The organism is Erwinia sorbitola (genome assembly GCF_009738185.1).
Lineage (GTDB): Bacteria > Pseudomonadota > Gammaproteobacteria > Enterobacterales > Enterobacteriaceae > Erwinia > Erwinia sorbitola.
The window spans coordinates 2,865,432-2,885,717 of the sequence record NZ_CP046509.1; the positions used below are offsets into that span (position 1 = coordinate 2,865,432).

Genomic DNA, 20,286 nt, shown 5'->3' on the forward strand with positions numbered 1-20,286 from the left:
TAAGCTTAACTAACAAAAATTCACTCTGTCTCAGGAGTGCAATGCTCCTGATCGCACCAGTATTTACTGAATTATCGCGTCAAATCATAGCATGAATTATGGGAAGATTGCCGTAATAAATTGATTCAACACTGTTGAATCAGCAATAAGCGTTAATTTTTTATTAATTATCAGCTAAAAGCAGTACTTCATTTCCTGAATAATCAGTAGGGATAATTATTAATGCTGACTAATATTTCCTTAAAAACAGCGCTGCCGTCGCAGCGCTGCAATCAGTCAGGACCAGCGGCGAAAAATCAGGGAAGTGTTAATGCCGCCAAAGGCAAAGTTGTTCGACTGAATGTACTGAGTCTGCACAGCGCGGGGCTGTTGCATGATGTAGTCCAGCTCGGCGCAATCCTCAGCGGGCTGTGTCAGATTGAGCGTCGGCGCAAACCAACCCTCACGCATCATTTCAATACTCATCCATGCCTCCAGCGCACCACAGGCACCCAGCGTATGACCAAAATAACTTTTCAGCGATGAAATAGGTGTGCGATTGCCAAACACCGCTGCCGTCGCGTGGCTCTCTGCCACATCGCCACGATCGGTCGCCGTACCGTGAGCGCTGATATAGCCAATATCATCGGCCGTCAGTCCGGCAGAGCGCAGCGCCCTTTCAATACAAATCTGCATGGTTTCGCGCTGCGGCTGGGTAATATGCGCAGCATCGCAGTTGGTATAAAAGCCGACGATCTCTGCATAGATCGTCGCGCCGCGTGCCTGCGCGTGTTCAAGATCTTCCAGCACCAGCGTCCCCGCTCCTTCGCCAATCACCAGCCCGTCACGCTGCGCGTCAAATGGCGATGGGGTGCTTTCCGGCCGATCGTTGCGCTGGCTGGTGGCAAACAGCGTATCAAATACCGCCGCTTCAGACGGGCACAGCTCCTCAGCACCACCTGCCACCATCACCGTCTGGTAACCATGACGGATTGCTTCCCAGGCATAGCCAATAGCCTGGCTGCCGGAGGTGCAGGCGCTGGAGGTGGGGATGACGCGACCTCGCAGGCCAAAGAACAGTCCGGCGTTGACTGCGGTAGTATGCGGCATCATCTGTACATAGGTGGTGCCGGTAATGTTATTGGTGTGCTTTTCCGTCAGCATAGTGGCAAATTCGCTTACCGGCCCGGTGCTGCCGGTGGAAGAGCCGTAGGCAATACCGGTATCGCCGTTGGTCAGTACCGGGTGACCAATTAATCCGGCCTGCTCCAGCGCCAGCTCAGTGGCGCGGGTGGCCATCAGCGAGACGCGGCCCATTGAACGGATGCGTTTGCGCGTGTAATGCTCCGGCAGAGCAAAATCATCTACCGGCGCACCTAAAAGGGTATTGAGACCGTCATAGACCTGCCACTCCGGCATCTTACGTACTGCATTTTCACCCGCACGCAGACGTGCAGATACCGCCTGCCAGTTTTCACCAAATGCGGTCACGCCGCCCATTCCCGTTACCACTACACGGCGCATTACAGCATCCCTCCGTTAATCGAAATCACCTGGCGGGTGACGTAGCCCGCAATATCCGACATCAGATAACTTGCCAGCCCGGCCACTTCTTCTGCCGCACCCATACGCTTCATCGGGATCATCTTCAGCGCTTCATCCACCGCCAGGGGTTCCATCTGAATCATACCGGTATCAATCAGACCCGGCGCAATACAGTTAACGGTGATTTTGCGTTTTGCCAGCTCGATCGCCAGCGCTTTGGTTGCACCAATAATGCCCGCTTTGGCGGCGCTATAGTTCACCTGACCCCGGTTGCCCATCATGCCGGAGACAGAGGAGAGAGTGATAATGCGCCCCCCTTTGCGCAGGCCAATCATCGGCATCACGCAGGGCTGGATGACGTTATAAAAACTGTCAAGATTGGTATGGATCACCCGATCCCAGTCCTCATCGCTCAGGGCAGGAAATGCACCGTCACGGGCGATCCCGGCATTGCTGACCACGCCATAATAGGCCCCGTACTGCTCATATCAGCCTCAAGCCGGGTACGGCACTGTTCGCGGTTAGCGATATCAAAACCCAGCACGCGACCCGCGCCTCCGGCGGTTTCTATCTGATGCAGGGTATCCAGCGCGCCCTGCCGATCGCTGTGAAAGTGCACCACCACGCTAAATCCATCAGCGGCCAGACGCAGCGCAATCGCACGGCCAATGCCTTTACTGGCCCCGGTAACTAAAACAGAACGCGTCATTCCTGAATATCCTGTTGCATAATTTGTTGTAATTCTTGTTCATCGGGCTGATAGGTGTTCAACCGGCCAGAGGCCCAGGTGTTGCCATCAATGGTGATCACGCCGTCAAAACTACCCATTTTTTCATCACGCATCAGCAAACTGACGCGAACATCAAGTACGCTGCCAGCCGGGAATTGCGCCTGCTGACAGCGGTAGCCACGGCCCCCCAACAGCATTCCGGGGCGCGGAGCCTGCTGCTGCTGCTTGCGACCATGCCAGCCTGACCAGATGCCTATCGTCTGGGCAATAATTTCGATGCCAAACCAGGCGGGCAGCGCTCCCTCCGGGGTAAGAAACGGAGCCAGTACGCCATCAGGGCTGATCCGCACCTGGCAGTGCGCCTCTTCATCGCTGACCATAATCACCCGCTCCACCAGCACCATCGGCGCGGCATGGGGCAGATAACAGGCAGCGGGTTGATATTCTGACATTACAGCGCTCCTAAAATCAGGCAGGCATTGTTGCCGCCAAAAGCAAAAGAGTTGCTCATCACCACCGGGCGCGCCAGCGGCGCAGGCACCATCAGCAGGCCACAGTCAGGCAGCGAGCTGTCCGGAGTGCTGGCGCTGAAGTCCTGCGGTGGCAGCGGCAGATCGCGGGTGAGGATCAGCCAGCAAAGCGCCGCCTCGACAATACCGGCTGCACCAAGCGTATGACCGGTTAAATGTTTGGTGGAGCTGCACGGAACACGGTCGCCAAACAGCGCGCTGACTACCCCGGCTTCAATCTGGTCATTCAGGCGAGTAGCGGTGCCGTGCAAATTGATATAGCCCACGTCATCCGTTGCCAGCCCCGCCTGTTGCAGCGCCATCTGGATTGCACGCTTTGCCCCCTCCCCTTCGGGATGCGGTGCCGACATATGCCAGGCGTCAGAGGACTCGCCAACGCCGAGGATCGCCACCGGCTGAGGTTCACGCGTCAGCAACATCAGCGCTGCCCCTTCACCAATGGTGATACCCGCACGCTGCTGGCTGAATGGCACACAGCGCCCGGACGAGAGCGACTCCAGGCTGTCAAAGCCGTTGAGCGGCATCCGACTGAGCGTATCCGCGCCGCCAACAATTGCCACGTCCGCCAGTCCGGCATCGATCAACCGCTGGCCGCTGATCAGCGCACGCGCACTTGAGGAGCAGGCAGTAGAAAGCGTGTAGGCCGGGCCGCTAAGATGCAGATAATCCGCCAGGAAACGCGACGGATCCCCCAGTTCCTGCTGGAAATAGTGATAGTTTGCGCTGTCGCCGCTGATAAAGCGATCGCCCTCGTCGAGGCCGGAAGTACTGGTACCCAGCACCACTGCCACGCGATCCGCACCAAAGCGGGCAATGGCTAACTGAACTTCAGCGTCAATCTGTGCCAGCGCCGCCAGCAGCAGCTGGTTGTTCCGGCTGTTATGGGCCGCAAGGCGGGAAGGAACCGCAGGCAGTTGCGCCTCCACTCGCCCGATCCAGCAGGGTTTACCCCCGATCAGCCAGCCGCTGTCGGCGTGCATTCCCGGTGCCACACCGCGCTGCAAATTGCCGGCGACCTCATCAGCACCTGCGCCCAGCGCGTTAAGCATCCCCACCGCAGAAATAAACATCATCAGCCGTCCAGATTCTGAATCAAGATATGGTAACCAAAGGCAAACTGCTGAACGCTGACGGGCAGCCGCTGCGTGCCGCGTTGCAGATAGCGGATCTCAGTGACCAGCCCGCCGTCGGCATCGCGCAGCTGACGCCGGTCGCCCTTGTCTGTCAGCGTCCAGCCCGCCGGCAGACGCGGCTGCCAGGCCGCTAGCGGCCAGTGACTGAGCATAATATCGGCCAGCACCTGGCTGGCTGGCGGCATTTCCGGCAAGATCAGCGACTGCTCAGTATGAATTCCGCTGGAATCATAGGTCACGCGGAACAGACGAATACCGAGCGATGAGAGACCGGCCAGCGTGAGCTGCTGACCATCGGCACTCAGCATCACCAGCAGGGACTGCTGCTTCCCTTTGAAACTGCCGGTCAACAGCTGCTGCTGGCTGAACGCCGGGTCGATGGCCGGCGGCGGCAATGTCACACGTACGCCCGGTTTAAGCCATGCCTGCGGTCGCGTCTCGTCCGGTTTTCCGGCGCAGCCCGTTAACAGCAGCGCGGCACAAAGCAGCGTCAGAAGGCTTTTCATTTTTTTCTCCGTTTCACCGGCAGCGCCAGCGGGGACAGTAAAAAGGCGGTAAAGATACCGCTGCACATCACAATGCCGAAACTGCTGATCGCCTGAGTGCTGCTGAATACCAGCATCCCCAGCGTCAGCAGCGTGGTAGCCATCGCCAGCGTCACCGCCAGCAGAGAGGTTATCGGCGTGCCGCGCGGATTGCTGAAGAAAAGGGTGTAATTAATGCCAATCCCCAGCACCAGCACCAGGGCCAGCAGCGAGAACAGGTTCAGCGTATGGCCGGAGAACGCCAGCGCCGCCAGCCCGCCGCCCAGCGACAGCACCGAGGGGATCACCGTCAGCAGCCCCTGACGCCAGCCGAGCCGCAGCACGTTGCTCAGGGCAATGGCCACCAGTGCCGCCGCCAGCAGCCATCCCAGCAGGGTGCGATAAAACGCGAACAGCTCGTCAAAAGTCTGTTTGCGGTCGATCCAGCTGACGCCGGGCTGACTGGCGGCCAGCTGCGCCAGCGCCGCCCGGTTAGTCACTCCGGTTAGCGGCACCAGCACCCCGCTGCGCCCGTCAGGCAGAGTCAGCCACAGCAGCCGCCAGCCTTCACTGTTCTGGCTGTCGAGCCACGCCTGCGGCGTCAGCGGCATCGCCCTGAGATCGGGAGTGCTGACCGTAACGCCCGCCTCCTGTAAACGGGCCATTACCGTCGGGGCCGCCTGGTGCAGCAGCTGCAAATCCTGCTGCTGCTGCACCAGGGAAGAGAGCGGCAGCAGTCGATATTGCTTCAGCCACTGCTGGCGACGCGCATCGGCAAGTTTCGGGGCCAGCGCCTCAAGGCGTTGCAGCGTCTGCTGCGGATTATTGCCGGAGACGGCCAGCCAGGTCTGATCTGCGCTCTGCCCGGTAAGCGCCGTCACCTGCCGCTCCTGTGCCAGCAGATGCCGGGGCAGCGACTGCAACTGAGAAATATCATCGTCGATACGTAGCTGACTCAGCCCCGCCAGCGAGATCAGCGCTACCAGCAGCGGCAGGCCAATACGCAGGCGGTTATTACGCCGCCATGCCGCCAGCCAGCGCCCCATCAGCGCCATCTGCGGCACCGGACGTATCGGCAGCCCTTTTACCAGCAGCGGATACCAGCAGATGACCGTCAGGCAGGAAGCCGCCAGACCGACAGCGGCGAACACCGCCAGCTGGCGAATCCCCGGGAACGGCGCGATCACCATGATCAGCCAGGCAATAGCGGTAGTCCCCAGCGCCAGCAGCAGCGCTCGCATCACTTTATGCAGGCTTTGCTGCGGCGTCATTTCCGCCCCGTGCACCATGCGTTCGGTCAGGTAATAGAGGGTGTAATCCGCCGAGATACCGACAATACTGAGGCTCATCACCAGCGTCATCAGATGCAGCTCACCGAAGCAAAGCAGCGTAACCACCGTTCCGGCCAGCGCACCAATGCCTACCGACAGCGCACACAGCAGCAGCGGACGCGGTGAACGAAACACTGAGAACACCAGCAGCAGCACACCGGCGATGGTAGCCACACCGAGGGTGGAAACATCATGCTGCGCCTGCTGACTGGCATAATCGCTGAACCACACGGTACCGCGTGACAGCAGTTGCGCATCCGGGAACTGCTGTCGCAGCTCCCGCTCAATCGCCTTAAGCTGGCCGGTAATGGCATGGCTTTGCTGCATATCAAAGGAGCTACTCGCCAGTTCTCCATGGATAAAGTACCACTGCCGCCCCTGCTTATCGCGGGTGGTCAGCCAGCCGTTGCTCAGGCCAAGCTGGCTGGCATTCTGCTGCATCGCCAGTTGAGCACCGCGCACCAGCATCAACGGATCGTGGCTGATCTCCTGCCCGCTGACTCCGGCAAAAGCCGAGTAGAGTTGAGCCAGCACCCAGTCCGCCTGCGCTGTGCCACCGTTTTGCAGACGTGCGCGCGTGGCGGCATCAATCATGCTGTTGCGATGCTGCCAGGCAAACTGCCCCCAGGCCTGCTGCTGTCGCGCATCCAGCGGCCCTTTCACCTGCGCTAAACCGTCAAGCTGTTGCAGGCGCGTCAGCAGCGCCTGCGCCACAGCCGGATCATCCTGCTTACCGGGGCTGACCAGCCACACCATCTGGCGGTCAAGACGCTGCATAAAGCCCTGTTGCAGATCGGCAGGCATCGCGCCCATCGACTGCGCGGGCAGGAGCGCCAGCACGCTGCTGTTAATTCGTGCCTGCGGCAGCAGCAAAGCCAGACCTGCCAGCAACAGCAGGCAGACCATCAGCCAGGCAGCGGCAATCGCACGACTGCGATCAGAAAACAAAACGCTGCTGCTCTGCATCGGTGAGAGTGGTCGGCGTCAGGCGCTGGTTGCTGAGGGTAATATCGGTGCGATCGCCCTGGCGATCGTTGAGCTGGATGGTGTCGAGATAGCCAGCCCCCTGCAACGTAATGTTAGTAAACAGCTTATCCAGCGGTGAGGTGGATGGCGTCAGTACCAGACGCCAGCGATCCTGCCCGAGGTCGTGAAAATCCAGCGCGAAGTTCTGCTCCAGCACGCTGCGGTCAGCCTGGAAAAGCGCACGCAGCAGGTGGTTGAACTGGAACATCTGCGGATTACTGTCGGCGGTGACAATTTCTGGTGGCTGCCCGTTCATCACCTGCACCATGCGTTTTTCATCCAACACCAGCGTCAGCGGGAAGGGTTTCGCCTGCTGCCACCACAGCCCTTTGTCCTGGGCGATCATCAGCTGTCCGCTCGATTTCAGCGGCTGCGTCATACCTTTAATGGTGCGCAGCTGGTTGAAGTCAGCACGCACCACCGGCTGACTGGCAAAGCGCTGTTGCAGCTCGTCCAGCGTGACGGCCTGCGCACTGAGGCTGCATAGCGTCAGCAGGGTAAATAACATTCTGATCATGGCGTCACTCCCAGTCGGTCAAACAGGATTTGCGGGGAGACAAAGCTGATACCCTTATCTCCTTCAGCCACTGCCACCTGAATGGTGTAGCCGGTGGTGGTGCGCTGGCCGCTCTCTGCGTCGAAAATCTGATAGGCAATACGCAGACGATTTTCCACCTCTTCAATAGTGGCACGCACGCGGATACGCTGTTCAAAGGTCAGAGTGCCGCGATACTTCACCCGGGTATCGACGACCGGCCAGACATAGCCGGAGGCCTTCATCTCGCGGTAGCCGTAGTTAAATTTGCCCAGCAGGGCTTCGCGGGCGATCTCGAAATAGCGGAAATAGTTGCCGTGCCAGACTACGCCCATCGCATCCACATCGTGGAACGGGACGGTCAGCTCAACCTCAACAGAGAAACGCGCATCGTTTAACACCGGAACTCCTTCTCTTTTTCTTCAGTCGGTGGGACTTCCGGCAGCTGCCAGAAATCAAAAAAGTTAAACCAGTCGAGCGGCGACAGCAGCGCATAGTGTTCCAGCCGCTGCGCATAGCGATCTACCGCCTTCTGGAGCGCCTGCTGGCGTGTCGCACGCGGCAGCTCCAGCGGGTCAGCAAAGTGTTCACAGTGCAGACGCAGTGTCCTGCCCTGACGCAGGGCAAACATCAGTATCACCGGGCAGCGCAGCGCAGCCGCCAGAACAAACGGCCCCTGCGGGAACGGTGCCGGTTTGCCGAGAAACTCGCTCCATATCACGCGTCGGCTGCCGCCGCGCTGGCGATTCACCGCAGTACGGTCACCGACAATCGCCACCCACTCTCCGGCATCGAGCTTCTGCCGCAGCAGTATGGCGGTTTCCGGGCCGATTTGACTCACCGGAATAACGTTAATGCTCGCCTCCGGGGCAATCTCATCCAGCACCTGTTTAAAACGGCGGGCGTGATCGGTAAACACCAGTGCGTTAATCACCAGCCCGCTCACCTGCTGCGCCAGCGCCCGGCAGGCTTCAATATCGCCCAAATGAGAAGCGAGGATCAGCCGCCCGCCCGGGGTGGCGTGATTAATTACCGCTTCAGCGCCGGGAGCAAAATCGATGGCTTTTCCCCAGCGCAGATCGCCACGCCAGCTGGCAATTTTATCCAGCATGGCGTCACCGAAACGCAGAAAGTGGTGAAAGCTGTTCAGCGGCTTTGGCAGGGTGACCTGCTGCTTCTCAGCATATGTGCTGATGGCCTCCAGCCACTGTTGTGAAGCCCGGCGTTGTTCGCCGCCGCTCAACCAGTAAACTGCGGTCACCGGCCACAGCAGCAGCGTAAATGCCCGGCGGCCAAAGCGCTGATACACCGCGAGCATAAAGCGAATGCCCCAGAGTCCGTTGCGCTCCGGCGTCGCTGACCAGTGCCGGGTTGCACGGCGGCGCAGCAGGGAGGGAATACGCGGCAGCATGCCGAAGAATAAGCGGGTATGCATCCAGGAGATACGCAGATTGTCGCGCAGCGCATCAAAGTGCGATAGCCCGTCCTGCGGATAGGTCACGCGGGTGGGAATGAAGTATGACGGGGTGCCTGCCCAATAGAGACGCACCATAATTTCCGTGTCGAAATCCATACGCTGGCCAATGGCATGCCGTTGAGCCAGCAACAGTGTCGGGGCCAGCGGATAGACGCGGAACCCGCACATGCTGTCTTTCAGCGAGAAAGAGAGGGTTTCCACCCAGACCCAGAAATGGGTGATATAGCGGCCATACAGCCTGGCCCGGGGAACCGAGTCGTCATACTGCGGCTGGCCGGAGATCAGCGCCTCCGGCGCAGCACGTGCGGCCGCCAGCAGGCGCGGACAATCTTCGATCTGGTGCTGCCCGTCCGCGTCAACCTGCACCGCATGGGTAAAGCCCTGACGGCCCAGCGCCGCCAGACCGGCCAGCACCGCCGCACCTTTCCCCTGATTGGGCGTCAGACGCAGCAGCTCCACACCGGGCCGAACAAGGGCCGCAAGCTGGCGGGCGGTTTCGCTATCGCTACCGTCATCAACTATCAGCACCGGCAGATTAAACGGTGCCAGGCGTGCCAGCACCGACGCCATCATCACGCCATGGTTATAGCAAGGGATCACCACGCAGGGACGGAAAGTCTCGTTCAGCACAGGCGGATTTTCCCGCTGCTGGCACTGCTCAGGCCAGCCTCTGTCACCCTTTGAAAATGAAAATTCAGCCCTTTCTCGGGTAGCCAGATAAGGGTGAGTTTCAGCGTGGATCCCGGCAGGATCGGCTGCTGGAATTTAATATTTTCGACGGAAGCAAACTGTTTTCCCGGGGCCAGCAGCGTGGTGCCGTAATGGATCACCCAGTCCAGCTGCGCCACACCGGGCAGCAGCGGCTGGCCGGGGAAATGCCCCTGAAACCAGAACAGATCGGCATCGACGCGCAGCAGCAGTTCGGCTTCGCTGCCCTGCTGTTGTACCGCAAGCTCAACGGGCAACATAAAATAACTCCTGTATTTGCGGCCAGGCACGTTTGCTCTGACTGTTATGCGGAATGATATCCACTACCCGCCAGAATCTTGGCATCGCCACAGGCTCCAGCCAGCGTTGCAGTTCGTGACGCCACTGGCGTTTCAGTGCGTTAAGGTCGCCCTCCGCCTGATGCAGCACCAGCACAACGCCGATACCGCTACGATCGCCGCGCACCACCTGGAGCGCCACCGCATCGGCAACCTGCGGTAGCGCCAGCAGCCGCCGCTCAATCTCGCTGAGCGACACGCGTTTATCTTCAATTTTTACGATGCGGTCATGGCGACCACAGAGCTGAAAGCCACCGGCGCTGAATACCAGCTTGTCATCCAGCATCCACCCCTGTGGCTGCGGAATTAATGCCGAACTTACCCACCAGTTATTCTGCTCATCCTGCCGCAGCTGCACACCGCTGAACGGCTGCCAGGGTACCCGATCAGCGCTGCGGCTGCGGCTGGCAATGGCGCTGGTTTCTGTGCTGCCGTAGATCTCTTCCACCGGATAGCCCGTCCAGCGCTCTACTGCCTGTGCATCTGCCCACGGCAGCGCCCCCCCGGCGGAGACCGTCAGGCGGCAGTCAGGAGCCGTAAGAGAGAAATCAATGCGTCGCAGAAAGGCCGGGCTGCTGATAAACGCCAGACGCCCTGCGGGCTGCGCTACCAGCTGTTCACTGTAGCAAACCTGGCGACTGTCGAACGGCAGCCCCAGTGCCATCGGCATCACTACACGAAAACTCAGCCCATAAAGATGCTGATGGGTGACTGAGGAAATCAGGGTGCAGCCTTGCAGACGATCGCCCCACAGTCTGTCAAGCCAGCGCGCCTCTTCGTCGAGGCTGGCGATAGGTTTTATCACCTGACGCGGAGTACCGGTTGAGCCGGAAGTAAACAGTACCACCGCCGCATCCGGGCCGATGGGCGGTAGCGGGCCAGATATCGCCTCGTCAGCCCCGGCCACCTGCCACACCGGGCAGCTGAGGGTAAACGCTTTATCGCTGAGTACGCCGTCGAAATCCGCAGCCTGCTCCGCCAGCAGTGAAGGGCGGCAGTGGCCAGGGATCAGCGGGATTTTTCCGGCATGGAGTGCGGCCAGCAGCGCAACGCTGAACAGATAACTGTCTTCAAAGCAGAGCGCCCAGCGCTGCCCGGGGTGTGCCAGCAGACGCTGGCCGAGAGCGGTAACCTGCTGCTGCCACTGCTGGCGGCTCCATTCAACTGTGCCAGTGCGTGCCACCACGCCGGGCGCGGCAGCCGTCAGCCATTCGCCCATCGGCAATACGCCGCGATTCACCGTGACGCCCTGATGCGCTGACGCACACACCATTCGCCCGCCATTAACAGCCCGATTAACAGATAGCTGATTAGTCCGTTCCACCACGTCCACCAGAGAAGAGTGTTTTGCAGGCAGGTGACCAGCGCCACGCCGCCATTAAACAGAAAAAACAGGCACCAGACCTGCGTGACCCGCCGCGTGTAGGCCACCGCTCGTGGCGGCAGCTCCGCTTCACGCAGGCGTGCCAGCCTCTCCACCAGCGGCATGGCGCTGAATAAAGAGCTGGCAAACAGCAGCAGCAGAATGGCGTTCACCGCCACCGGATACCACAGCAGCAGATGATGGTCGCGCAGCAACATACTGGCGGCACACAGCCCGGCACCGGCCACTGCCAGCCATTTTCCTGCGGCAGCAAAAGCCCCCACCTGATGACGTAATCCCAGCCAGCGCAGCACAAACAGCAGCGCCATTAGCGGCAGCAGCCAGCGGTACTGCGGGTGAGTCAGGCTGAACCAGACCAGAAATGGCCAGAGCACCAGCAGCAGCCCGGTGAGAATACGTAGCATGGTTAGCCTTCCCTGCCGCCGTTAACGATCAGCCTTCACGCAGCAGTTGTTCAACGGCATCCACCACGTCCTGAACGGTGCGCACCGATTTAAAGATTTCAGGTTTGATTTTGCGGCCAATACGTTTTTGCAGATGCACCACCATATCGACGGCATCAATGCTGTCCAGTTCAAGATCTTCATACAGGCGCGACTCGGGCTTGATATCGTCGGCATCCAGCTCAAACAGCTTGACCAGCAGGCCGGTGATTTCCTGATAAATTTCGTTCTTATCCATTACGCTCTTCTCCTGGATACGATCAGGCCGTCAGCGCTGAACGCTGGGCATGAATAAACGCCGCCAGGGTGGCAACGGAATAAAAGTGCTGGCGCATTTCGTCGCTTTCCGCAGAGAGCACCACGCCGTAACGGGTTTTCACCGCGAGGCCCAGCTCCAGCGCGTCGATGGAATCAAGGCCCAGACCATCACCAAACAGCGGTGCGTCGGTTTCAATATCCATCACGCTGACCTCTTCCAGATTAAGCGTGTCGATAATCATCTGTTTAATTTCGAGCGATAACTCTTCCATACTGTTTCCGAATAATTATTGATGTTCTGGTGTTAATGCATCTTGCAAATAGTGAGTGAGGCGGCGCGCGGCGCGCGATTCGAGCTCCTCCTCCCCTGCCAAAAATGTGCTGCCATCGATACGCTCCCGCACCCGAATGGTGAACAGCGGCTTTTCTTCGGGCACCTGGTACCAGCGGCTCTGTTTATCGAGCATACGCTGAGTGCAGACAATATGTACCAGACGCAGGTCGCAGCCGCAGCGCACTGCGATATTGGCCGCGCCACGCTGTAGCCGGAGCGGCTCGCCGTAACGGGTGCGGGTACCTTCCGGGAAGAGAATAATCGCATCGCCCTGATCGAGACGGCGCTGACTGTCCGGGAGCAGCGTCTCTCCCTGGCTGTTAACCAGATAATCCGCAGCACGAATTACCCCGGAGAGGAACAGATTCTTCTGTAACCCGGCTTTTACCAGGCAGTCAGCTTCCGGCATCACCGAGGCCAGGAAGACGTAATCCACCAGTGAAGGATGGTTTGCCACAATCAGACAACGGCGATCCTGGCGCAGCAGCCCGGCCCCTTCAATGCGGTAATCAAACACTCCTACCGTACGGCAGCAGCGCAGAAAAAAGCGAAAACAGCAGGAGATACTGCGCCGCGCCAGACGACGGCGCTGCCGGGGATGGCGCACGATGAGCAGCAACAGGTTGAACCACACCAGCGACAGCATCAGCCCGCCAAGACCAAACAGCGTAAAGCAGCAGCCGGTCATCAGGATGCGCCAGTAACGATTCAGTAAACGATAAGGACGTCGCGCGCGCAGGGAGATATCAGCCATGACGGCATCTCCACTGCCAGCGCAGGCGTTCACCCGCAACGCTGAAGCTTGACTGACGCGCCAGCCAGCCGTGCAGGAATAGCAGGCTTTGTGGCAGTGCGGCGGCGCGCGGTGTGGTATCCGCCTGGCTGCTGCACTGGCACTCATCCCCCGGAGCCAGCAGCAGCGCCACCGCATAGGCGGCGAACAGCGTCTGGTCGGGAATATGGGGGTGATAGATATCCGGGATGGTGCCGTCAAAATCCACCAGCAGCACCTGGCGATAACCTGCCGTATGCAGCGCCGCCACTTCTGCCAGTCCCTGCTGGAATGAGTCCGCCCCTGCCGATAGCGAGGTCGAAACCAGGGGTGCGCTCGCCGCAATGGTCAAGCTGCCCACGGCGGCATTATGCACCGACATGGCAAAGTCCGTAGGCGACAGATTCTGCTGCTGAGACAGTGAAGTGAGAATACGTAAATTACGTTCAAGTTCACCATGGCGGCTGGTAAATACCAGCGCATCCACGGGATGACGACGCATCAGCGCCAGCCCACAATCCACCGCTGCCCGGCTGCCGCTGTTCAGACGCCGGGCAGTCATCATCGGCAGCTGGCTGCATTTAGCCAGCGGCTGGGTACTGTCGATGGCGGGCGGCTGTTCAGCCCAGTGCTGCCAGTGCGCAGGCTCATGCAGCCCGGGCGCGCTCGCCTGCCAGTCGAGGAGTGTGAAAGCTAAATTCATGCTGATTCTTCTTACAGCGTGCAGGAGTGCCGCACACTGTTTTCAATTAATTCGATGATATCCGCAGACGGAACCCCGCAGCGACTACCTGACCGGGCAACCGGCGATCCGGTCCCGGGATCGGTTTACAGCATAGCGTTTTGCCCTGAGTGCTGGCTCTCAGAATTAACCGCATTTGCGATACAAAACGCTGCACTGCACGTCGCTACATTGAGTGTGGTTGTCGGCCAGGCTGACGGGAACTTTAATGCTTTGCCCGAATAACCGACATTACGTCTTACACTCTCAATAATTCAAGTTACGGGTGCAGCACGCGCATCTGTAACAGGAAGAGTGACCGGTATTACTGCACTGGCAATGATGCCAGGCGTAACTGGATATCTTTATCGAGGTTATTCACCCATCGATTGTAATTACGATGAATCTCACCTTTTCGAGCCATCAAATTATTGCTGCCAATATAATTGATTGAATAATGATTTGCGCCGTAAGTAATACGGATATCGGCGCTATGATCGCGCTGAATGATATGACCGTTAATCACGCCCGGCTGCTGCGGCTGCATTATCCACTGACGCGCGCGTCCGGCATCCAGAATGGCGCTTTTCAGCTGGCTGTCGCTGTAGCTTATACCCAGCGTTTGATTGATATTTTTGACCGGTTCAGTGCGGGCGCACCCTGCCAGCGCCAGTGCGCACAGCAACACGGGGAGTAAACGTAGTTTTTTCATAACATCCCTGGAAATATCCCACATCTTTCTGCTACTTATTCGCATATGCTCCGTAACAAATCTGCATAATGCAGCTTTGAACGCGGCTCGCCCTGGGCCGAAAGGATTTTAGCCAGGGAACGTAACCAACGATTTTGCAGCCTGAAGTATGAAATTTGTAAAGGTTCGCATAATAGCACTTGTTGCCAAGTAATGAGAAGCTTAAAGGGTTTGGAAATCAGCTGTTATTTCCCATTATTGATTGGCATTGACGTCTGCCAGCCGCCTCCAAGCGCCCGGTAAAGGTCAATCTGTGCGAGTAGCAGGTTATTTTTTGCCTGCACCACGCTAAGTTGAATGCTGAACAGCGTACGCTGGGCATCAAGCTCATCCAGGTAAGAGGCGTAGCCGTTCTGATAGCGATTACGTGCAATGCGCAGCGCTTCCTGTACCACTTTCTCCTGCTCCTGCAATTCGGTTAGCTGCTCCTGATAGCGCCCGATAGCATCCAGATCGTCATTCACTTCGCTGAAGGCGTTGCGTACCACTTTTTCGTAGCTGTACAGCGCCTGGTTGCGCGTCGCCATGGAGACATCCACCTGCGCCGTCAGTGCTTCACGGTTCAGCAACGGTGCCAGCACGCTGCCGCCAATGCTCCACAGGCGGAACGGATTATCTAGCAACTCATGCAGCGTAGAAGTTTGCATGGTGCCGGTAGCCGTGAGATTGAGCGATGGCAGCAGTCTGGCGCGTGAAGAGTGGAGCGAAGCATCTGCGGCCAGCAGCTGGCGCTCGGCCTGCACGATATCCGGCCTGCGCTGCAAGAGCTGAGACGGCATCACGGCGGGCAGCGTCTGCGGTGCAACGTGGTCAAAGTGATTTTGACGGGCGATCTGCCGTGGATTCATCCCTGCCAGGATACTTAACGCATTCTCCTGCTGGGCGATCTGGTGGCGCAGCAGCGGGATCTGCGCTTTAGCCGTCTGGTATTCCGAGCGGGACTGAACCCACTCAAGCCGCGAGGTGTAGCCGGTTTCAAACTGGCGCTGCGCCAGCTTAAGCGAATCAGCACGGCTGGCCAGCGTGGCTTCGGTTACCCGCAGCTGTTCATCAAGCGACACCAGCGTCATATAGCCGGACGCTACCGAGCTGGCGATGGTCAGCTCTGCCGCGCTGGCCGCCGCCTGCTGCGCCTCCAGTGAAGCCTGCGCCGCATCGATACTGCTGCTGCGCTCTCCCCATAAATCGACGTTGTAATTCGCCTGTAGCAGCCCCTGAAATACTGAAGACTGGTAAGGCTGGCCGGTCACGGCTGAGAGCGTGCGCGCCCGGGTGGCCGCCACGCCCGCATCCAGGGTCGGGAAGTTGTCACCTTCTGCCCCGCGCAGTTGAGCACGGTACTGATCGACACGTGAACGGGCAATCAGGATATCCGGATTGTTGCGCAGCGCCTGCTCCACCAGTTGATTAAGCGATGCATCGTTAAATGCACGCCACCAGCTCGCCTCCACCGCCGCTCCCGGCCCCACCTGGTTGCGCCACTGGGTGGGGATCGGCAGCGATGAGGGGGCCTGCTCCACCTGCGTCGCACAACCAGCCAGCGTCGCTGCCAGCATCATTGCCAGCAGACTTTTCGGCGCGGGCATCATTTCTTCTCTCCATCCTGCACGGCGGCAGTGTCGATATTGACCTCAACCGACATCCCCGGGCGCAGATGGGCGGTGTTGTCGCTGGTGATTTTGATACGCACCGGAATACGCTGGGCAATTTTTACAAAGTTTCCAGTCGCGTTATCCGGAGAGATAGCGCTGAACTCCGATCCGGCCGCCGGGGAGATATACTCCACTTCACCGCTAAAGCGCTCATTATTAAGTGCATCCACGCTGAAGGTTACCGGCAGCCCGGGACGAATGCGCGCCATCTGGGTCTCTTTCATATTAGCAACGACCCACATCTGCTTCGGCACCAGCGAGGTCAGCCGCGTTCCTGCCGTTACATAGGCGCCCTGACGCACGGCGATTTGGCCTAACTGCCCATCGCGTGGAGCGATTATCTGGGTGTTATCGAGATCGATTTGCGCCAGCTCCAGCGTAGCCTGTGCACTGGCTACGTCTGCCTTCAGCGAGGCACGATTAACAATCACCGTTTGCAGATCCTGACGTGAAACCTCCAGCGTTGCCTGTGCCTGCTGTACATCCGCCAGCGTCTGGCTATTGCTGGCGCGCGAGGCATCGCGCTCACGCAGCGAGAGTGAGCCATCGGACACCAGATTCTCCACGCGCTTAAGATCCAGCGCACTTTTAACCGCCTGAGCTTTGGCATTTTGCAGCGCGGCTTCATTGCGTTTAATTACCGCTTCAGCACTGCGGCGCTGCTGAAGATTATTGGCGAGTACCGCTTTTTTCATCTCCAGCTGGGCGGTAGCCTGGTGCACGTGCTGTCGATAGATACGGTCATCAATGGTCATCATCAGGTCACCCTGATGTACCGGCTGAAAGTCCAGCACCTTAACCTGAGTGATATAGCCGCTGACCTGCGGGCTGATAAAGGTCACCTGACCGCGCACATAGGCATTTTCCGTTGACTGCGTCTCGCTGGTAAAAGGCGAAAGCTGCCAGGCATAAAGAATTACCAGTACGCCGACCAGAGCAATCCCCGATCCAAGGGCAATAGATATAATTCGCAGCTTATTATTTCTCAGTCGCTCAGTGAGCTGCTGCTGTTCCTGTTGACTCATGTGTTCCCCGTGTCCCCTTTTCGTCCGGCGCACAGCGATTTTATCGCTCATACGCCAGCACTTAGCGGGCAGTAGTCTTGTTGAGATTTTGCATGGCACGCTGTTCCGCTTCCGCTTCGCGTTTTGCCTGCTGCCAGTTGAGGTAGCGCAGACGTGAAAGACGCCACAGCACCCAGAGTAAAGTGATTCCTGCCATGACGGCAGTCAGGATATAAACATCGTTATAGGCCAGAACGTTCGCCTGTAGCGTAGCGACGGTTTGCAGCTGTAGCGTACCCTGTGCGCTTTGCAGGGTGGAGTCGCCAATCAGGTTAGCAAACAGACTGTTGTACTGGGCTAAACGCTCGGTCACGTTCGGATCAAGCAGCGACAGCTGGTCGCTCAACAGGCTTGAGTGATATTTTTCGCGCCAGGTCTGGAAGGTGCCAAGCAGTGCCGAACCCATCAGGCCGCCGAGATTCTGGCTCATGCCGAACAGCACCACAAAACTGACCAGGTTCTTTGGCTGGGTCACCACGCTGCCTACTCCCAGCAGCATCGCCGGGGCGATAAAGAATGAGGTACTGAAGCCCAGCAGGAACTGGCTGAAATACATATTATTGGCGCGGGTTAGCGGGCTGGACTGAGCATCCATCAGCGAGGCCACCATGACGATGACCAGCGACAGCACAATGGGCCAGCTAAGATGCTTGGGATTGATCGTCAGGGCGCTACAGATAATGCCCGCAGCTACCCCAGCGAGGATCGCCAGCGCCAGGCCCTGCATCTGATCGTTCAGCATACCGAGCTGTTGCAGATAGCCAATAGCGCCGGTGTTCTGTTCCGCCAGCATAATGCGCAGCAGGATCATGACAATGCCGAGGCGGAAGATCGCCCCGCTGCCGAGCCAGCGCGTATTTATCAGCGGATTACTGCGGTTATGCTCCACCAGCACGGCGGCGGTGACCAGCACCAGGCCTGTGGCGAGGCAAATACCCAGCCACGGCGTGCTGGTCCACCACTCAATGCGCCCGAGGGAGAGCACGCCGCAGAACAGCGCCATGCCGGGAGCCAGCAGGAAGAAGGTGAGAAAATCTTTTTTCTCAAAGACTTTTGTACGTTCTCCCGGCGGGAGTTTAAGGATCAGCACCGCGCCAAGCGCCACCAGCGCCAGGCCAAGTTCAAACAGGTAGAGTCCGCGCCACTCGTTAAGTTGCAGTAATTCCGATGAGAATAAGCGCGCCAGCGGGATCGCCAGCTGCGAGGCTCCAAGACCAATTGCCAGCGCTTTCAGACGGTGCTTCGCCGGCCATGCCTGTACCTGATAATAGATGCCGAGCGAACTGAGTGCGGCTCCGACCATGCCGTGCGCCGCACGGACAATAATGGCAGAGCTGAGATCGTTAACCAGCAGATGGAAAAACGCCACCAGCACATACAGCACCAGAAACGCCTCGGTAAATACCCGCAGGCCAAACTGCTGGCGAAACTTTACCAGCAGAAGGTTGATTGAGATATTCCCCATCACATAAACCGCCGGAAGCCAGGCGATTTCGTTGTTATACGCGCCGAAGACACCCTGCAAATTAGTCAGGTTGGCGGTGACCAGCGCATTACTCAGCGCCCCGGTGATGCAAATCAACAGGCCAACGATGCCAAAGGCAATTCGTTTATGAGTGGGATGCAGCGGCGTGGAGGGTGAGCCGGGCAGCATCGGCTTCTCGCCGGGGGCCCACTCACGCGGTGCGTAAGGATTGGGTTTGTTGCCGGACACCTTACTTCACCTCTGTCGCCGCCAGCAGTTGCTGTAGCACGCGCTGAGTGATCGCCAGATCGGAGGCGTTCACCCCGGAGAGCAGCTCATTACGCAGCGCATCCGCCTCTTTTTTCAGTCGCTGATACAGCAATTCACCTTTAGGGGTGACATGAAGCAGCCGTTTTCGGCGATCTTCTGCCGGCTGAACCCGCTCCACCAGCTGCTGTTTCACCAGGCGGTCAATCAGCGGAACGACGCTGGCATCTTCCAGGCCGAGCGCCTGCGCCAGCTCTTTCTGGCTCATGGGTGCATCCTGAATGGCGATGGTTGCCACCGCCATCCAGCTGCTCATGCTGAGACCGTTATCCTTCATCCGCCGGTCAATCGCCTGACGCCAGGCATGGGCTGTAAGATGCAGTAAACGGGAGAAATTCAGTTCCTGAATATTCAATTGGTAAGATGCCTGATAATTAGAGGTCTAACTAAAGGATGTGGTAATTATAGCCACGGTCAGTTAAAGAAGGGAAGCAGCACATCAAGAGTGTAGATAAATCTTACAGCTCTGCCCGGTCTTTCCACCACCTCCCGCCCCTTGTCTCTCCTTTTTCAACTAAACGCTCTGCTGATTCAGCTAAACATATCGAAATGAAAGACATTACCTTTCAACTTTTCTTTTTATTTGAAAGATAAATGCGTCATTTTGTGATCAATGTAGTTTTTTTAAAAACAACTTAACGTCTAAATTAGCTTCCACTTCGAAGGAAAATAATAACTATTACCCACGTTAAGAGGTTTCATCATGATTGAAAGCATCACGCACGGAGCCGAATGGTTTATCGGGCTCTTCCAAAAAGGAGGGGAAGTGTTTGTCGGCATGGTAACAGGCATTCTTCCCTTACTGATCAGCCTGCTGGTGATTATGAATGCGCTGATCGTCTTTGTCGGACAGAAAAGGATCGAACGGCTGGCGCAGCGCTGTGCGGGGAATCCCGTTTCACGCTATCTGTTACTGCCGGTGATTGGCACCTTCGTTTTCTGTAATCCAATGACGTTGAGCCTCGGGCGCTTTATGCCTGAGAAGTACAAACCCAGCTATTACGCTTCGGCATCTTACAGCTGCCACTCAATGAACGGACTGTTTCCACATATTAACCCCGGCGAACTGTTTGTGTATCTCGGTATTGCCAACGGTCTGACCACCCTGAACCTGCCGCTTGGCCCTCTGGCGGTGAGCTATCTGCTGGTTGGTATGGTGATGAACTTTTTCCGCGGCTGGGTGACCGATCTCACCACCTCCATTTTCGAAAGAAAAATGAACATCCAACTTGAGCGTCACGTTCGTTTATAAGGACGGA

The 20,286-nt window shown here is 58.1% G+C and carries 21 protein-coding genes and 1 pseudogene; 1 reads left to right on the forward strand and 21 read right to left on the reverse strand.

Translation table 11 applies throughout. The features are described 5' to 3' along the window. Positions 1–276: 276 nt before the first annotated feature. From GN242_RS12875 to GN242_RS12975, 21 genes and pseudogenes are all read right to left on the reverse strand, one after another. Positions 277–1,503, reverse strand: coding sequence for a beta-ketoacyl-ACP synthase (locus GN242_RS12875; protein ID WP_154750722.1), 1,227 nt, complete (start codon positions 1,501–1,503; stop codon positions 277–279). After that, positions 1,503–2,233 (reverse strand): annotated as a pseudogene (locus GN242_RS12880) (3-ketoacyl-ACP reductase FabG2). Before GN242_RS12880 ends, GN242_RS12875 begins: the two are co-directional and overlap by 1 nt. Continuing rightward, complete coding sequence (locus tag GN242_RS12885) at positions 2,230–2,706, reverse strand: hotdog family protein (RefSeq protein WP_156287607.1); 477 nt, start codon at positions 2,704–2,706, stop codon at positions 2,230–2,232. Before GN242_RS12885 ends, GN242_RS12880 begins: the two are co-directional and overlap by 4 nt. Next, on the reverse strand, positions 2,706–3,857 hold the full coding sequence (locus GN242_RS12890; protein ID WP_156287608.1) for a beta-ketoacyl-[acyl-carrier-protein] synthase family protein: 1,152 nt from the start codon (positions 3,855–3,857) through the stop codon (positions 2,706–2,708). Before GN242_RS12890 ends, GN242_RS12885 begins: the two co-directional genes overlap by 1 nt. Next, positions 3,857–4,423, reverse strand: a complete 567-nt coding sequence (locus tag GN242_RS12895) for a DUF3261 domain-containing protein (protein ID WP_156287609.1) — start codon at positions 4,421–4,423, stop codon at positions 3,857–3,859. The genes GN242_RS12890 and GN242_RS12895 overlap by 1 nt, the downstream gene beginning before the upstream one ends. Continuing rightward, positions 4,420–6,738, reverse strand: coding sequence for an MMPL family transporter (locus GN242_RS12900; protein ID WP_156287610.1), 2,319 nt, complete (start codon positions 6,736–6,738; stop codon positions 4,420–4,422). The genes GN242_RS12895 and GN242_RS12900 overlap by 4 nt, the downstream gene beginning before the upstream one ends. Continuing rightward, the gene (locus GN242_RS12905) at positions 6,710–7,315 is read right to left on the reverse strand and encodes a LolA family protein (protein ID WP_154750716.1); all 606 of its coding nucleotides are present in this window, start codon (positions 7,313–7,315) and stop codon (positions 6,710–6,712) included. The genes GN242_RS12900 and GN242_RS12905 overlap by 29 nt, the downstream gene beginning before the upstream one ends. Further along, on the reverse strand, positions 7,312–7,734 hold the full coding sequence (locus GN242_RS12910) for an acyl-CoA thioesterase (protein ID WP_156287611.1): 423 nt from the start codon (positions 7,732–7,734) through the stop codon (positions 7,312–7,314). Before GN242_RS12910 ends, GN242_RS12905 begins: the two co-directional genes overlap by 4 nt. After that, complete coding sequence (locus tag GN242_RS12915; protein WP_156287612.1) at positions 7,728–9,440, reverse strand: glycosyltransferase family 2 protein; 1,713 nt, start codon at positions 9,438–9,440, stop codon at positions 7,728–7,730. The genes GN242_RS12910 and GN242_RS12915 overlap by 7 nt, the downstream gene beginning before the upstream one ends. Beyond that, positions 9,434–9,778 (reverse strand): 3-hydroxyacyl-ACP dehydratase FabZ family protein, encoded by a 345-nt coding sequence (locus tag GN242_RS12920; protein ID WP_156287613.1) that lies wholly within the window; start codon positions 9,776–9,778, stop codon positions 9,434–9,436. The genes GN242_RS12915 and GN242_RS12920 overlap by 7 nt, the downstream gene beginning before the upstream one ends. Beyond that, on the reverse strand, positions 9,765–11,129 hold the full coding sequence (locus tag GN242_RS12925; protein WP_231617093.1) for an AMP-binding protein: 1,365 nt from the start codon (positions 11,127–11,129) through the stop codon (positions 9,765–9,767). Before GN242_RS12925 ends, GN242_RS12920 begins: the two co-directional genes overlap by 14 nt. After that, a complete protein-coding gene (locus GN242_RS12930; protein WP_156287614.1) occupies positions 11,093–11,644 on the reverse strand; it encodes a COG4648 family protein in 552 nt (183 codons plus the stop codon). The genes GN242_RS12925 and GN242_RS12930 overlap by 37 nt, the downstream gene beginning before the upstream one ends. A 28-nt stretch (positions 11,645–11,672) precedes the next feature. Continuing rightward, positions 11,673–11,921 (reverse strand): acyl carrier protein, encoded by a 249-nt coding sequence (locus tag GN242_RS12935; RefSeq protein WP_133840948.1) that lies wholly within the window; start codon positions 11,919–11,921, stop codon positions 11,673–11,675. Between the two features lie 22 nt (positions 11,922–11,943). Further along, positions 11,944–12,213, reverse strand: coding sequence for a phosphopantetheine-binding protein (locus tag GN242_RS12940; RefSeq protein WP_154750713.1), 270 nt, complete (start codon positions 12,211–12,213; stop codon positions 11,944–11,946). Positions 12,214–12,228: 15 nt separating this feature from the next. Next, the gene (locus GN242_RS12945) at positions 12,229–13,029 is read right to left on the reverse strand and encodes a lysophospholipid acyltransferase family protein (protein ID WP_154750712.1); all 801 of its coding nucleotides are present in this window, start codon (positions 13,027–13,029) and stop codon (positions 12,229–12,231) included. Continuing rightward, positions 13,022–13,750 carry a beta-ketoacyl synthase chain length factor gene (locus GN242_RS12950; protein WP_156287615.1) on the reverse strand — a complete coding sequence of 243 codons (729 nt, stop codon included), beginning with the start codon at positions 13,748–13,750 and terminating at the stop codon, positions 13,022–13,024. Before GN242_RS12950 ends, GN242_RS12945 begins: the two co-directional genes overlap by 8 nt. A 343-nt stretch (positions 13,751–14,093) precedes the next feature. Next, positions 14,094–14,480, reverse strand: coding sequence for a hypothetical protein (locus GN242_RS12955; RefSeq protein ID WP_156287616.1), 387 nt, complete (start codon positions 14,478–14,480; stop codon positions 14,094–14,096). A 224-nt stretch (positions 14,481–14,704) separates the two neighbouring features. Next, positions 14,705–16,108 (reverse strand): efflux transporter outer membrane subunit, encoded by a 1,404-nt coding sequence (locus tag GN242_RS12960; protein ID WP_156287617.1) that lies wholly within the window; start codon positions 16,106–16,108, stop codon positions 14,705–14,707. Continuing rightward, positions 16,105–17,196, reverse strand: coding sequence for an HlyD family secretion protein (locus GN242_RS12965; RefSeq protein ID WP_156287618.1), 1,092 nt, complete (start codon positions 17,194–17,196; stop codon positions 16,105–16,107). Before GN242_RS12965 ends, GN242_RS12960 begins: the two co-directional genes overlap by 4 nt. Before the next feature lie 61 nt (positions 17,197–17,257). Next, entirely contained in the window at positions 17,258–18,949 is a 1,692-nt protein-coding gene (locus GN242_RS12970) for an MFS transporter (RefSeq protein ID WP_156287619.1), read from the reverse strand. A gap of 1 nt (position 18,950) precedes the next feature. Beyond that, a complete protein-coding gene (locus tag GN242_RS12975) occupies positions 18,951–19,382 on the reverse strand; it encodes a MarR family winged helix-turn-helix transcriptional regulator (RefSeq protein ID WP_156287620.1) in 432 nt (143 codons plus the stop codon). 348 nt (positions 19,383–19,730) lie between these two features. Between GN242_RS12975 and srlA the strand changes: the two genes are divergently transcribed. Continuing rightward, entirely contained in the window at positions 19,731–20,279 is a 549-nt protein-coding gene (gene srlA, locus GN242_RS12980) for a PTS glucitol/sorbitol transporter subunit IIC (RefSeq protein WP_154750706.1), read from the forward strand. Positions 20,280–20,286: the final 7 nt, after the last annotated feature.